At 44.6% G+C, this 15863-nt stretch carries 7 protein-coding genes; 2 read left to right on the forward strand and 5 right to left on the reverse strand.

Translation table 11 applies throughout. From position 1 onward, the window contains the following. Window positions 1-48: 48 nt before the first annotated feature. Both AC0THY_RS03135 and AC0THY_RS03140 read right to left on the reverse strand, forming a co-directional pair. Entirely contained in the window at window positions 49-6906 is a 6858-nt protein-coding gene (locus AC0THY_RS03135) for a discoidin domain-containing protein (protein WP_489993018.1), read from the reverse strand. Window positions 6907-6938: 32 nt separating this feature from the next. Continuing rightward, window positions 6939-10361: a family 43 glycosylhydrolase gene (locus AC0THY_RS03140; protein ID WP_489993019.1), complete on the reverse strand. Its 3423-nt coding sequence runs from the start codon at window positions 10359-10361 to the stop codon at window positions 6939-6941. 578 nt (window positions 10362-10939) lie between these two features. On the opposite strand from AC0THY_RS03140, the gene AC0THY_RS03145 reads away from it, so the two are divergent. Beyond that, complete coding sequence (locus tag AC0THY_RS03145) at window positions 10940-12385, forward strand: serine hydrolase (RefSeq protein WP_489993020.1); 1446 nt, start codon at window positions 10940-10942, stop codon at window positions 12383-12385. 10 nt (window positions 12386-12395) lie between these two features. Then, window positions 12396-12659 carry a hypothetical protein gene (locus tag AC0THY_RS03150; RefSeq protein WP_489993021.1) on the forward strand — a complete coding sequence of 88 codons (264 nt, stop codon included), beginning with the start codon at window positions 12396-12398 and terminating at the stop codon, window positions 12657-12659. 55 nt (window positions 12660-12714) lie between these two features. Here AC0THY_RS03150 and AC0THY_RS03155 read toward each other — a convergent pair whose 3' ends face one another. From AC0THY_RS03155 to AC0THY_RS03165, 3 genes are all read right to left on the reverse strand, one after another. After that, window positions 12715-14064: a glucose-6-phosphate isomerase gene (locus AC0THY_RS03155; RefSeq protein WP_489993022.1), complete on the reverse strand. Its 1350-nt coding sequence runs from the start codon at window positions 14062-14064 to the stop codon at window positions 12715-12717. 110 nt (window positions 14065-14174) lie between these two features. Beyond that, on the reverse strand, window positions 14175-14972 hold the full coding sequence (locus tag AC0THY_RS03160) for a hypothetical protein (RefSeq protein ID WP_489993023.1): 798 nt from the start codon (window positions 14970-14972) through the stop codon (window positions 14175-14177). A 182-nt stretch (window positions 14973-15154) separates the two neighbouring features. Next, window positions 15155-15862, reverse strand: coding sequence for a 5'-methylthioadenosine/adenosylhomocysteine nucleosidase (locus AC0THY_RS03165; RefSeq protein ID WP_489993024.1), 708 nt, complete (start codon window positions 15860-15862; stop codon window positions 15155-15157). Window position 15863 lies beyond the last annotated feature (1 nt).

A 15863-nucleotide genomic window follows, 5' to 3' on the forward strand; every position in this document is an offset into this window, starting at 1 on the left:
GACCCGACAGCTTTACGATCGAGGCCCTCCTTCACTACCTTTACAGCCCTATTTCATTCTTATTTTCACTGCCTTAGAATAACCAGAATAGGAAACATAGCTCTTTCCAACCTTTTTATAACTCCGGACCTTTACCTGATAGTTCTTGTTTCTTTTCAATTTCTTTGTGCTATAAGCAGTTGTCTTTGATTTAACTCTGGCAAGGCATTTAAACTTGCCCTTTCCGATTTTCAGCCAGATTTCATAACCATCTGCTTTTGTTAGCTTCTTTTTCGGAAGCTTAATCTTTATTCTTCTGGTACCGGATTTCTTTGCTGTTATCTTGGGCTTAAGCGGTGCAGTTGCCGTCTTTAGTGTCTGGGACGGTACTCCGTCTCCCGCAGCATTCACTGCAGTCACCCGGAAAGAGTAGACGCTTCCAACCTTAAGTTTCTTTACATTATAACTGGTTTCTTGGGTTTGACTTATCGTCTTCCACTTCTTCTTTTCCAGAACCTGCACTTTATAAGTATCCGCATTGCTTGCTTTATTCCAGTTTAGTTTAACGCTCTTGCTTTTATTTGTTTTTACTTCTGCTTTAAGATTTTGTACTTTTCCTGGTCTCTGCAATTCTTTTTTAGTGACCTTATAGGTTGCTGTCGCGGTCTTTGTAATCAAGGCATCGCCTGCCACGCAAGCGGTCACTTTAATCACAATCGTTCCGGCTTTATCTACAGTCAACTTATTCCCGGATAAAGTACCAGCTTTGTCCGGATCGGAATCAATGGCATATTGATACACAATCATACTGTCTGTGTGCCCTTCTGCCTCACAACTACCGATCAAACTTGCTTTTGCAGATAATATAACAGTCTTTGCTGCTTCCTTTGCTTCCAGAGTTATATCCTGACCCAGAAACTCAAGTATATCTATCTCACAGGTGCATTCCGGCTTATCTGGCTTCTCTTGTTTCTCAACGGTGATAACCGCCTGTGTCACCGACTGAACCAGGGTTCCAGCAATTGCCGCAGTCACTTCCACTTGAATCTCTCCGGCATCCTTTAAGATAAGCAGATCGCCTTTAAGTACTGCACTGTTGCTTGTATCTGTTTTGATCTGATAGGTATACTGAATGTCACGCACCCTATGCCCTTCTATTTCACAAGTTCCACCGATGGATGCCGATGCGTCCAGGACAACCTCTTTGCTTTCTTCTTCTGCCCCAATCTTGATAGTCTGATCCGCAAAGGTAAGGTTCTCAATTACGCAAGTGCACTGCGGACTCTCTTTTGTCACCGTTATGACTGCTAATTTTGTCTTCTTAATCTCCGGGTCAGAGCCGGTCACTTCAGCCGTTACTTCAATCTCCAGCTCCCCCGGTTCTGATACGCTCAGCTTATCGCCCGTCAATACTGCCGAACCGGTTGTATCCGATACTTTTCTGTAACTATAAGTGATTTTCCGTTCCGGATGTCCCGCCACCTGACAGGCCCCGCTCAGTTCTGCTTCGGCTGATAAGTCCACTTGTCTGCCTGCCTCGGCTGCACCTAACCGGATGGCCTGATCTGCAAAGGTAATCTCGCCAATATCACAACTGCATTCTGCCTCGCCGTCTTCTTTATAATATACATAGAATTCTGCTGCTGTAATATACTTGTCTACATCCCAGCCGCTGGTTCCCATTGCTCTGATTTGAATCCTGCGGGCCGAAACCGGAACAAATGCGATTTCTTTTTTGTCTTCGCTGTCTGCCCAGACACCCGCTCCTCCCGGAATATCTTCAAAATCATCCTGATCTTCGGTGGTGCTGTACCGCAGCTTGTAAGAAACAATTCTCCCGTTCCAATCCTTCCTGGGCACGTATTCCAACTTGCATACTGCATAAGTCTTTCCTAAATCTATGGTAATGCTGTTATTTATGTCCTTCGGAATATTCGGCTCGTTATTTCCTGAATAGTTCGAATGCCAATGAGTGGACTCATCTCCATCTACTGCCCAGCTTGCCGGACCGTCGCCACCCGAATTTTCTTCACTGTCTGCTATTGCGAATAATTCGGAAGAGGGGATTTTAAATACGGTTATCTTCTCCCAAACCGCCTCCAAAGTTATATTTTCCTTGGGAATCCGATACGACGTACCCGATGGATAAGTTTTTGTTCCGTCGCTCCATCCAATAAATTCATATCCTTCCTTCTCATAACCGCATGGGGGCAATACCGTAAAAGCTCCGCTATAATATGTAATGCTGGCCGGATCACTGCCACTGCTTCCCTGACCGCCGGTAAAAGAAATGGTTGTTTCTGTATTGATCACTTCGAAGTTGTCAAATTCTAACTTAGTACCGCTGCTGGCTGCATTTTTCCTTCCGGTTCCTTCTAACTTTATAGTATGTTTTCCGTACGCCAAACCCGTTTTCTCATAGATTAACTGTCGATTTTGTTTTGTCCCATAAAAGTCTGCCTCTGCCACTTCCGTTCCGTCAATGAAAACCTTCGTAATTCCAAAGTTTCCGCCCCTTGGCGCCTGTACCCGAATTCCGGTGCCCATAAATACTAAGGAGATAGTCTCTTCGCTGGTACTGGTTTCTGCATAGTGAATGCTTCCGCCATAATGATCATTCGGATTTCCAGTCCATTCACCCCAATTTCCTGTGAAAACGACTCTTTGATCACTATTATCCACCTTTCCTGTAATCGAGATATCCTGGACCGCTATGTTATCTGAAGGAAGACTTTCTTTTCCATCCAGAACATAGGTCACTTGATAACTTACATCCGCTATCTCTGCAAACTCACTCTGATCCTGATAAACAGCATCTGCTAAACCACTTTCTATCTTTTCGTAATCACTATCCTCTCCGTCTTTACGGTATACATTATAGGTAATGCCCGTAAACTCTATCTTATCCCAGAACACTTCGATACCTTCGGTTTCACCCATATAATATGCTTTTCCATCAAGGGGTCTATCCGTATCTGGTTTTTCCACATTCGGCCCTTTCTCCTCTAAAGCAAGGATCGCTTCTGCTAATTGTTTCTGTACCGCATTTATCTGTCTATAAGTATCTGAATGATACAAATATGATGGCGGCAAGACAGCTCCTGCTCCGCTTAAGGAACTCTGGTCATATTTTTTATTCAGCAAAGCTGAAGATTCTTCGAAATAGCGTTCAATCAAAGGTCTGACCTCTACCCAGGATTCAAATGTATACAGAGAGGAATCCAGATTCTCTGCATTGTAGGCAGTTACAGGCAAACCAGGCAATGAAACTGAAATATCATACTCCGGCAGCCATTCACCTGCCACAAAATCCCGTGCCCTGAAATAAATTTCATCATCGTATACATATACTTCATAAGCACTGCCTGTACCAGACTTACCAATTTGGTTGTAATTGAAAGATGGAACATCCACCAAAGTGCCATATGGACGGCTGATAACTTCTGCTGCACCGAAGCCGTTATGAATATGCCCGGAGCATAAAACAGTCTGCGGATATTTTGAAAGAATTGCTTTGACTTTTGCATCTTGCGGCCCAAAACCATTATACACATTACTTCGCCAATGGCTGTCATTAAGCGCCTGGTGAATGAATACAAAAATAGGTTTATTTAATTCTGCATTTTCTGCCAGTTTAGCTTCAAACCACTCCAATTGTGCGTCACTTAACCAAGCCGTATCTTTCGGCGCATCCTCAGGATTTAATACAATAAAATGGTATCCGTCAATCCATCTGTCATAATACGTCTTACCACCTGTTTCCGGCATATAATCACTACTATGCTTCATATACAGATCATACGCTGTTTCCCAATATGCATTGGGATTACCTGGTGTGGTTTGCCAATCACCAGAATTGGGACCTCTTACATCGTGATTCCCCAGAGCGATCATCACACTGTCATCGTTTACCGGCAGATGCGCCTTCAAAATATCATTAAATGCCTGGAATTCTTCCGGCCTGCCATCCTGAGTATTATCTCCCACGGTAACAAATGCTGACGCATCGGGATTTGCCATGCCCATATCTGTTAGTCCGTCTGCCAAATTTTTATAACTATTAGAATCCGGACTCGACTCCACATGCATATCGCTAATCAGGTGGAAACTCATATTCGCAGCAGTACCGCCATCTAAAAAACTCTCAAAAGCAGATTTTAGTGCCGCCAGAATACCCGCCGCCTTCTCTGATGATGCAGTTTTCAGTGCAGTCTCAGCCTTTGAAATCTCCGTTTGCATTTGGTTGATTGCTTCTTGTGGATACCTTGTCCCTGCATTTATATTCTCTAACTGCTGTTCTATTTTTGCAATTTCCTGATATGTCTTTTCCACACTTATGATTTCCTGCAACTGTGTTTTCGTTAAAGCTTTTTTATAGATTACCAGCTCATCAACACAGGCATCTTCCACACCGTATTTCGTATCTCCACCAGCGCCCAAAACAAGGTTCATAACATCTACAGGGCCTGTATAATCGGAAATATCCGCATAATTTTTGCTGCCCCAGTTTCCGGCCGCACCGGTTGCCTCGTTTCCGTCAATATATAAACGGGTTTGTTTTGCTCCGCTGCGGTCAATCACTGCGGATACATGATGCCAGGTATTATCCGTTGCCGCTTTAAACCGGTCGGTCTCTGCCCTTCCTTTTCCATCGGTAGTTGTATTGAAGTTCAGGTTGATGCCTTCTCTCATATCACCGATGTTAAAGCCCGGATTATCTCCGCTTTTCCAATCTTTGTTGCTGATGACAGCCCCCTCCTTTTGCATACTGCCATCTGCCTTATACCAAAACATAACCGTAAAATCGCCGGTTCCAAACTGAAGCTCCTTCGGGGTTCCAAAGTCCACATATTGTGTCGCAACCCTGTTTCTATCCTCCGGATTCACAAAGTGAATGGCTTTCCCTTTCACACCCTCAACAAATTCGGGGTTTCCAACTACCGTCCCATGATTTTTAGCTGCTGTCTCATCATTTGCATTAGCACCGTCAAAGCTCACTTTTAATACTGGTTGTGGTTTATTGGGGTCTTCTTTCAAGCTAATCGCCAGCTTGGGTGCATAAGCATTCCCTGCCTCCCTGCTTCCAAACCTGAGGCGACATCCGGTTACCGTCATATTCGTTGCAAAGCTCATTATTGTTTCTTCCGGATTTTCTGCCACAAACTGTTTCACTAATTTTGTAACATCAACTTTAATCTCTTTTTGAAGATCCGTCATGTCAAACTCTTCTGAAATGCCGGTGGTGTTTTCTATATCACTGGCATCGTATCTTAAGGCAGGTTGATTGGCATAGGTTAACGTTCCGGTATCCGCCCAGTTATCATTTACACTCTCGCGGCCGGTTCCCTCCTCCCAATCAGAGTCACACAGCGTTGCTTGTATTTGCCCTGTCTTTGCATTACCATCCGGTTGATTCAGATACACGAACGACAAATAGGCATGATCGATTTTCTCCGCTTCTAAATTCTCAAAACCTGAAATATCGTACTTTATATATCCGATTTTATTGTCATAGGAACTGTTGGGCCTGGTTCCCTCCCCTAAAACACCATTATTTCTATAGTTTGGATCTTTCTGCATTTGAATATAATGTTCGCCGCCATAGTTCTTGCCCTCTTCACTTCCCCACGACTGTGCGTTGGTATCTGCAATTGGGAAAATTCCTTCTCTGATTTCCAGCGGATCAGGCCGAGCAGCAAACTCGGTCAACTTTTCTGATGAAAAAGGAACTACAATCACCTTGCTGCCATGCTGGTCGTTTCCATAATCCTGTTCCTTCTCAACGTCAATCACCGCAAAAATCATCGCCTTAATTTTTCCATCTTCTACGTATATATTAGGACGTTCAATCTTTTTCCAGTTATTTACCGTTCCATCCTCGTATCTTAAGAATTCGGCATCCGGTGTATAGGCTGTTCCCGGGCGAAGCTTCCAGTCCGTAATCCCATCTTCGGAGGTCATGTAATAGGCTTTGCGCGCATCCCACTTGTTCGCCACAATATGGTACAGGCCATCAGAGTACCAGATAACAGGGTCCTCTATACAGTCTGTTGGCATTCCGGATATTTTCCACCAGAGTCCATTTTCTTCTACATTCCATCTTCCGGCAAGGGAGTCGGCAATCGCGATATCTCCCTCTCTGTTGGTAGCTTCATATCTTCCATCCGGTCTCACCATAATGCTGATATTTGACATGGAAAATCCACTGCCGCCCACAGCATTTAGTTTTCCTCCGTTATTATTGTCAATTAAAGACCACGGTCCTTCCGGCTCTTTGGCAATGTGAATCGTACCGTTTGCCGTTTCCTCATGCATTCCGGTATCACTGATGGAAATCGCATATCTGTATCCCTCATTATATAAGGGATCGCTTTCGCTTACCTCAAACGGAAAGACATTATGCCCGGCACCTTCACACCAATCCGGCCAGATCGGCCCCTTATCTTCATACGGTCCATATAAGTTATCACTTATCGCATAAACCGCCTGTGATCTCCGCCATCCTCCGGGCACAGTATCATTTCCCCAATGGCCGCTGTCCTGAGCCCAGCGGCTGGCAAACATATAATATTTACCGGTTTTATCATCTTTAATGATGCCGCCATCCCAATAGCAATAGTCGCTCATTGTCCTATCTTCCAAGCCGTTCCCCTGGTCACGGGGACCTACCTCCGGGGCGCCCCAACAGTCTGATGACAATTCTTCGATTATTGGCATTGGTTCTATGCAGTCCATGAATTGCGTTACTTCTGAGCCCTCTTTGCTTACATCAGATGGAATTGTTGCTGCTTTTAGATCCAATGCCGGAAAAGCCGCTGATAAGCCCAACAGTCCAGTCATCGTAAGCGCCGTAACTTTTTTTACCAGCTTTCTAATACGTTCAGCATTTCGAATACGTTTTTTTAGCATCATTTTTCTCCTTTTCATTCCTTCTCTTTGCTCCCACTCGTGTTAGGATATTACTTTTTTATCTTCACTGATTTTATCTTGCTATATTTACTGTAAATCTTTAATTTTCCAGCCTTTTTATAAGCCCTTATCCTCACATAAAATTTCTTTCCTGCTTTCAATTTCGAAAAGGTATACTTTCTTTTCGTTGATTTCACTGAATACTTTTTCGCTTTTTTCCAATTAAACTTTTTAGATGAAATCTCAAGTTTATAACCGCTTACCCCCTTCACTTCCTTCCAGGTAACTGTCGCTTTACCTCTTTTTTTGCTGCTTACAGATTTCAAAGAGACCTTCCCCGGTCTTACATTGACAACAATCACATCCTTCCCACTGCCGTCAGCCGGCTCTGTTGGTTTGATTGGTTTAATTGGTTCAATTGGTCTGCTTGGTTCGATTGGCTTTTTCTTCTTCGCCGGAACAACTACCGTCATTAAAAATGTATCCGTTTCCATTCCATTGTTCAGAATCACGCTAAGCTCTACTGGAGTTTTGGTCTCCTGCAAGGCTATTACTGCTTTACCTTGTACTATTTTAACCGCATCATGATTGCTGATCCAGACCACACTGGTGCCATTCTTTGTATGTAGTGGTATCATAAATTCCTGAACCGGATCTGTATCATTGATTTTCCAGCTCTCTACCAATTTTCTTAGATCCTCACTATCCGCTTTTACAATATCTCTTTCTTCCTTCCTATCCTTTGCAATGAGAATCCAGCTTACCAATACATCATGCTCTCCTCTTTTTATAAAATCCAGATTGATTTCGCCTCTTTCTGTTACAGTGACCGTATATTTCACTCCTTGCTTGTCACCAGTAATGTTTCTATTATCAACCGTTTGCCCATTCAGCCTTACTTCTACCGCTCTATTCTCAGCATACTCCGACCAGGGATCATAATATCCGACATACACATGATACTGCCCTTGCTCTAAATCGCTAAAATAGTAAGACAGATTTCCTTTTGTATACAATAGCGATTCATATAGGTTCGTACCATATTTATGAACAAACACCTCAGCAGTACTGCGATATCCCCATTTGGCGCCATCTGTTAACGGCTGATCAGCCTGGTTCCTGTTTTTTAAATCGATTTGATTATGAGCAACTAAGGCATCATAATCTGTATATGTGATTCCGTCTCTCGCCCCTGCATTAACGATGTAAGCAGCCCCTTTTACCGCAACCAAAATATCTGTTTTAATCTTCCTTGGCGAACCGGCGCTTATTATATCTGTTAAAGTTCCGGTTATCGAATACATACCCGGAACAGACTTATTTAATTTTCCGGTATCCCAGATGACATCTGTACTCTTTTCTTCTGTTCCAATCAATATATCAATACGATCCGGTAATTCCAATGTTTGGTCAAGATACACCATATCCGGCAGGGGTGTTAACGATGTAATCGTCCCTTTATTTTCCAATGATTCCAGTGTCCAGTCTTCATAAGGGCGTAAGATTAATTCGCCGTTTTCTCCAAATTCTACCGGAAGCCATACGTACTTGGGATTATTCAGTGCATTTATCAACGGATTATCCCGATTCCAGCGATCTCCCATATAGATGAATTTTCCATTTGCAGCATCAACCGGAAAAACATTGCTGCTTTGAGACCCAAATGTTCTGTCTGCCGGATATTTGGTTATGTTGCTGTCCGCCACGCAGGGATCGCCCATATCCTTCCATTCTCCAAAAATTGAGTCCGCAACCGCATACCTGGACTGCGTTGCTGCCCATCCCTCTGTTCCGGAAGTTAACATATAGTACTTGCCATTATACTTAAATAGTGCCGGAGCCTCCCGATGCTTCCGTACAAAACAACTGCTTCGTACAAAATCAACTCCCTCTTTAGCATCTTCCGGATTTGACGACAAATAAGTATAGTCTTCATTTAGCTTTGAAATAAATAGGGTTGCATTCTCTTCACTGGAATAGATTATATATGCGGTTTCATCATCATCCACAAATAAATTCATATCTCTTGCCATACCTTTATCATGATAAGCGCCCTCTACATAATTCAGGCGGTAACGACCTATAAATGTAAAGGGACCTGTTGGTGTATCACTGACAGCAACCCCGGCACTGGCAACTTCATAATTAGAACCATCTTCCGATAATGGTCCGTCTGCATGAAACCACATCACATACTTCCCGGTCTTTTTGTTATAAATAACTTTAGGACGCTCAATAACGGAATAACTATCATTAATCGCATCCAGAATATATTGTTTCTCCTCCAGTGTCTTATCCCCGTACAAGCTTGCAAAGTAATCTTCTTCAAAATCATATATATCTGTCAGGTTGCGCATCGCAACCCCTTCTTCCGTCCAATTATATAAATCGGCAGAAGAGTATACGCGGACTCCACCATCCACACTTCGATACCCATCCGTTTTGTCCTCTCCATACCAGTAATACTTTGTTTCTCCATTATGAGTAAACTGTTGTATCTGCCCACCGTGCGCCTGAATTTCCGTACCATTGGTATCGCACCAGATGCCACCCCCTGTTCCGGTAATTGAAGTATAGGTCTTTATTTCCCCCTTCTCCCGCAGACACCTATACTTTAATTGAAGCTTATCATAATAAGACTTTATCTTTGTCGTTGAAAAACTGTCCGCCTGAGGATTATTTGCGACTTTATCTGCATAATACCATGCCTCATCATATTTCTCTAAAGTCGATGCCGAATATATTGCCCGCTCTTCATCTGTTAATGAATATTCTTTTACCAATGCTTTTAATAAGGCCGCATCATAGCGAATCGGTACTTCCACGATAATATAGCTAAGTAACGCATCCTCATATTGATTGGTCCGATTCGGATTATGAATTTTTACATTTAATTCTCCATCAACCACTTCTATCGCATATCTTTTTTCCACTTTACTGTTCTGAGTCAGATATACACCTCTGCCTACTGTCTGATCCTCTAACACAATATCAACTGAGCGGCCGCTCCAATCATTATAAAACCCCAGCTTTACATCATATGTACCATCTGGTAATTCAAAATGATAGTAAATACCGGATACATCTTTCACATATGTATAATCCGCTGCCTCCGCACCATAATTATAGCGCTTACTGTCCGTTAAATTTTCTCCATCAAATGTTTGATTTGGATAGGCAATCGCAGGTCTGTTCTCATAATACCCCCACCATTTACCTGTCTGTTCATCCGGACCATATTCTTGTTCTACAACCGATTGATATAAACCCATCTTCCGATAGCCAGCCGGAATGTGGTACGGTAACTTAGTTCCACAATTAACTAAATATATAAGATGATCATGAGATATCAATTCTTCCGCTGTCGGAAAGACGGATTCGGTTTTTTCCTGTGCCAGTACCATTTTATCCGCATACATAACGAAAAAAAGCAGCATAGATATGATTACAATTATTTTCATTCCTCTTTTCATTTTAATGGTTTTCCCTCCCTGTTTTAAATGACGTTGGTCGACGCGCTTCATATATTTCTTATGGTTATTAAGCCAAATCTTACATTTGGATTTACCTGATACATTATTAAACTTTGCATTTAGCGTATAATCGTATTTATATCAAACAAAAAATAACGCAATTTCCTTGATAATATACCGTACTTTTTGTCAATGTTGATAGTATATATGATATGTATTTAAGAAAACATAGAATATTTTCCTCTTTCCATTAAAATTCTTAATTATAAATTAGTCATTTGCAACAATTGAGTGATCAGCATAATTGCTGAAATTGCAGGCTTTTTTATTTTTTTCATAGAGTTAAGAAGAATCCCGCGAGCGGGATTCTCCACTGCCTTTCACCATCTCCGGTTCAAGTCTATATTTACAATTCACGACAAATATTGTATCATTTCCTATAGACATGGAAAACTAACCACATAGCAAACGCTGTGGATCAGCAGGACTAAGCATTTGCTGTTCAGACTGAAAATTGATCCAGGTAACCGCAAAATGATAAACGGTTGCGGACAATGATGATAAGAGGTTTTAATTTTATGGATATAAAATGGAAGAAACCCCAAAATCTGCCGAGACGCCTGATACAGACTCTCTCTGTGGCAGGGGTTGCGGGATTGGTTGGAGCGGGGATTTTAAGCTATGGAGGACAGTACCGCGCTGTATCCGTCTCTCCTCTCTCACCGGAAACGGCAATGGAGACCGCGGGCAGTGCGTCCTCCAATAAGAAAACGAAAAAGGAGAACTCCTTCGAATCCGAAAACCGAAAAAGTGCTCAAAAAGAGACGGCAGGTCAGAACGAGACGCAGGCCCAAGAGAAAGACACCGCTAAAGGTGAGGGGAAAAGGGAGGCCTACGATCCCCAAAAGTACTTTAAAATCCAGGATCCCGAGTCCGGGGAAGAGGTTATGGCAGAGTACGCTCCTCCGGGGGGCGGTGAAAGCCTTTCCGGATACCTTCTGGTAGAGAAGGTCCCCGGGGAGACAAGCGGAGAACTGGTCCAGTATGAGCTTGTCCCCTCCACGGACGCAGACGCAGAGGGCAAGACCGAAAGCGGAGAGGAATCCAGTGGAGATTCAGACCAAAGTCCGGGAGTGACCATGACCGCTCCCTACGCCAAACCTTTAGAATACCTCCCCTCCATCAACCGGGATGTTGTGGGAATTCTCCAGTTTCAGCCCATATATCTAAAGGATTTGACCCAGCTTTCCCTCTCCTGGACACAGCTGGAACGGGAACTGACAAAAATGCTTGATAGTTACTCCGGCGACTGGTCCGTGTGCGTCATAGACCTGTCCACCCAAAACACCATCACCATCAACAGTCACCCCATGGAATCCGCCAGCCTGATTAAGCTCTATATTATGGGGGCTGTTATGGAACAGATCCATCTGGGGAATCTGGAAGAGACGAGCACCATCAACTCCCTTCTAAATGACATGATCACAGTCAGCGACAATGAGTCTTCCAATGAGCTGGTGCGCTACCTGGATGCGGACCACAATCACAAAAAGGGGATGGACGTGCTGAACGACTTTGCCAAACGCCACGGGTACATGGATACCCAGCAGATCAACGGTCTTGCGGACACCAGCCTGTGGGTGGACAGCAACAAAAGAAACGAGACTTCTGTGGCGGACTGCGCAAAGCTGCTCTCCGACATCTACGAGGGCAGTCTTGTCTCCCATATGGCCTCCCGCATGATGGAAGATCTGCTTCTGGACCAGCAGATCCGCTACAAGATTCCGGGAGCACTCCCATCCAATGTCATCTGTGCCAACAAGACAGGAGAGGTAGATGGGGTTGAGAACGACACCTCCATCATTTACTCAAAGGGCGGCGATTTCGTTCTCTGCATCATGTCCGGGGATTGGAGCAGCGGCAACACAGCCATTGACTATATCCACGACATCACGAAACTGGTGTACAGCTATTTTAATCCGGTAAACAATACAAATGAGGCCACTGCCTCCGCAGAAGAATAGGATGTGAACTATGCGCATTTGGGGAAAGATATTTAAGAGCAACAGAATGCTGCAGGATACGGTGGTGGAGGACAACACCATTGACACCCGCACGCACAAGGTGTTCCGGGCGTTGGAGGAAATCTGCTATGTCTTTGATCTGGGGAAACCTCTGTGGCTGGACGCCACTGTGGAGGAGTTCCGGCGGCACGATAAGGCACGGTTTAACCAGGACAATTTTATTGAAGAAATTCCGTTTGATTATCTGGAGATACAGGTGATTGATGAGGATTAACAAAGCACCGGTGCGGCAACCATACAGATGCCGCACCGGTGCTTTTATCATTAATTTATAATCTTTTTAACAACTCTTCTCTCTCTTTTTCATACCCCGGCTTGCCAAGCAACGCAAACATATTCCGTTTATAGCTCTCCACACCCGGCTGGTTGAAAGGATTTACGCCCAGCAGATATCCGCTGACACCGCAGGCAAATTCGAAGAAATAGAACAGCTCACCTAAATAAAATTCGTTCTGTTCTGGGATGGTGACCATCAGGTTTGGTACATTTCCATCCGTATGTGCAAGAATGGTACCGTTCATAGCACTCTTGTTTACAAAATCTACCGTCTTACCCGCCAGATAATTGAGGCCGTCTAAATCCACTGGCTCCTCCTGAATCTTCAGCTCACACCGTGGTTCTTCCACGTTCAGTACCGTTTCGAACAGAATACGGTTCCCGTCCTGGATAAATTGACCCATTGAGTGCAGATCCGTTGTAAGGTCTACAGATGCAGGGAAGATTCCCTTTTGGTCTTTTCCTTCGGACTCGCCGTAGAGCTGTTTCCACCACTCGGATACATAATGGAGGCTTGGCTCATAGTTTGCCAGGATTTCTATTTGTTTGCCTTTTCTGAGCAGGATATTACGGACGGCTGCATACTGCAGCGCATCGTTTTGCGCAAAGTCATTTTCCAGTGCACGCTTTCTGCCGGATGCAGCGCCCTCCATGAGTTTCGCGATATCAGCTCCGCTGACTGCGATGGGAAGAAGGCCTACGGCCGTCAGTACAGAAAATCTGCCCCCTACGTCGTCCGGAACTACAAAGCTCTCATATCCCTCCTCTGTGGCCAGATTTTTAAGGGCTCCCTTCGCTTTGTCGGTAGTGGCGTAGATTCTCTTTGCAGCTGCCTCTTTGCCGTATTTCTTTTCCAGCATCTCTTTGAAGATACGGAAGGCGATAGCCGGCTCCGTGGTTGTGCCTGACTTTGATATAATATTAACAGAAAAATCTCTGTCCCCGATAACATCGATTAAATGTTTTAAATAGGTGCTGCTGATGCTGTTTCCCACGAAGTAGATCTCCGGTGTTTTGCGGATCTCCCTGGAAACATTATTGTAAAAGCTATGGCGCAGGAATTCGATAGCCGCTCTGGCTCCCAGATAGGATCCTCCGATTCCAATGACCAGCAGGACCTCGCTGTCCTCTTTGATTCTCTGTGCCGCTTTTATAATCCGATCAAACTCTTCTTTGTCGTAATCAACAGGCAGATCAATCCATCCCAGGAAATCATTTCCTTCGCCTGTCTTGCTTACCAACACTTCTCTGGCATCTTTTACGAGCTTTTCCATGGGTGCCAATTCATTTTCACCAATAAACTTCATTGCTTTTGAATAATCAAACGTTACTTTATCTGCCATGATTTACTCTCCTTACGGTGTTTTATTTATCCATCCGGCTGCAGGGCCCTACAGCGGCGGACAGCTTCTTTCTTCCTAATTTTAGCAAAGTTGCACTTGATTATCAAGTATCAAGACAAAAATTCCTTTAACACCTCCCGTATTACCCTCTCCTGCTCCGAGGGGTCCATCTGTTTCAAGATCTCTGTGTTGCGCTCCTTGCTCCGTTCCACTCCTGCCGCCGTCTCACTGATACCCTCTTTCAGTTTAGCCAGGTTTTCCTTCAGCTCCTGCTTATCCCGCTGGGCCTGGCTGTGCACCACTTTTCCCCGCTTTCGCTTGGGCTCCATGGCGGCTTTCGCAGGCTCCGGCCTTCTCAGAGGCGCCACCTCCTTATCTGTAACTTCCACCTCCTGATAAGCCTGTCCAACCTGGGTATTGGTAAATACGTTTTCAAGGCCTGTAATCAGGTACTTTCTTCTATATCCATTATCGGTGAGCCCGTAGGACGCCGCGATCAGCAGCGCGGACGCTGCCGTGGCCCACAGATAGTTCATTCTCATATCCTGGGCTGCCCCTGCAAGGCCGGTTAAATAGTAACCTCCTATTCCAAAGGCGGCACACAGCACAAAAGCCATGCCTCCTAATTTACGCCAGGTGTGCAGGCTCATTCCCATAGCCTGGTACTCCATGACGCTCTTTCTAATGAATACTTCCACATTGGCCGCCCCTTCATTCAGCCGTCGGAAGGATTGGTACTTTTGTTTTAGCTGTTTCATAAACTTACCTTTTGGCATGCTCATGTTTGCCATATCTTTAATCAGCCTTTCATATATGGAACGTAAGATGATTTGACTGATTACCCCCAAGATACCAAAGAGCGCTACCCCATAAAGTAATACGTTTTGATTCGTGATAAGCTGCAACATAATGATCCCCCTTTTTTTGGTTTTGAAAATTTGTATCGCCATTATAGCGGATTTAGCGGGGTTTGAAAAGCTAAATCGTCCGACAAAAAAAGCCCGGGGAGTGTCGAAATCCCGGGCTTTTCTTTACTTGAACCACCTCGAATAGGGGGTTTAGAAATCATATGATGTCAGGCTGTGAGGGTTCACGCTGCACTGACATATTCCATGAGCCTTTTAACAAGTCGCACACTGTGCTCCACCGCCAGCTTCTCAAAGGCCGGGTAATCCATGGTCGCGCTGTCATCGGCCTTGTCTGAGATGGCTCGAATCACCACAAAGGGCACCTTGTTTAAGTGTGCGGTCTGGGCAATGGACGCTCCCTCCATCTCCGTACAATATCCGTCGAAATTTTGGGCAATTTTCTCTTTGACAGTCCGGTCAGAGATAAACTGGTCCCCGCTGACGATCCTGCCCCGAAACACCTGAATTTCAGGATTAACCTCCTCACAGGCCTTTTGAGCCAGCTTAGCCAGGTCCTCATCCGCCTCAAAGGAAAATGCCTCCATCTGAGGAATCTGACCCAGAGGATATCCAAAGCCCCTGGCATCCATATCGTGATGCACCAGGTCTGTGGATATCACCATATCCCCGATGTTGATCTCTGTCTTCAGGGAGCCCGCAATGCCTGTATTGATCACCGTATCCGCATGGAAATCATCGATGAGGATCTGGGTGCACACAGCTGCGTTCACCTTCCCTATTCCGCTGCGTACCACCACCGCATACTGTCCGCAGAGGATGCCCTCGCAGAACTCCATACCTGCCTTAGACACGATTCTGTGGATCTTCATATCTCTTTTTAAGGCATCTACCTCAACCTCCATAGCTCCTATAATTCCTACTGTGCTCATA

This window comes from Ruminococcus sp. 8Y-12, from assembly GCF_058119865.1.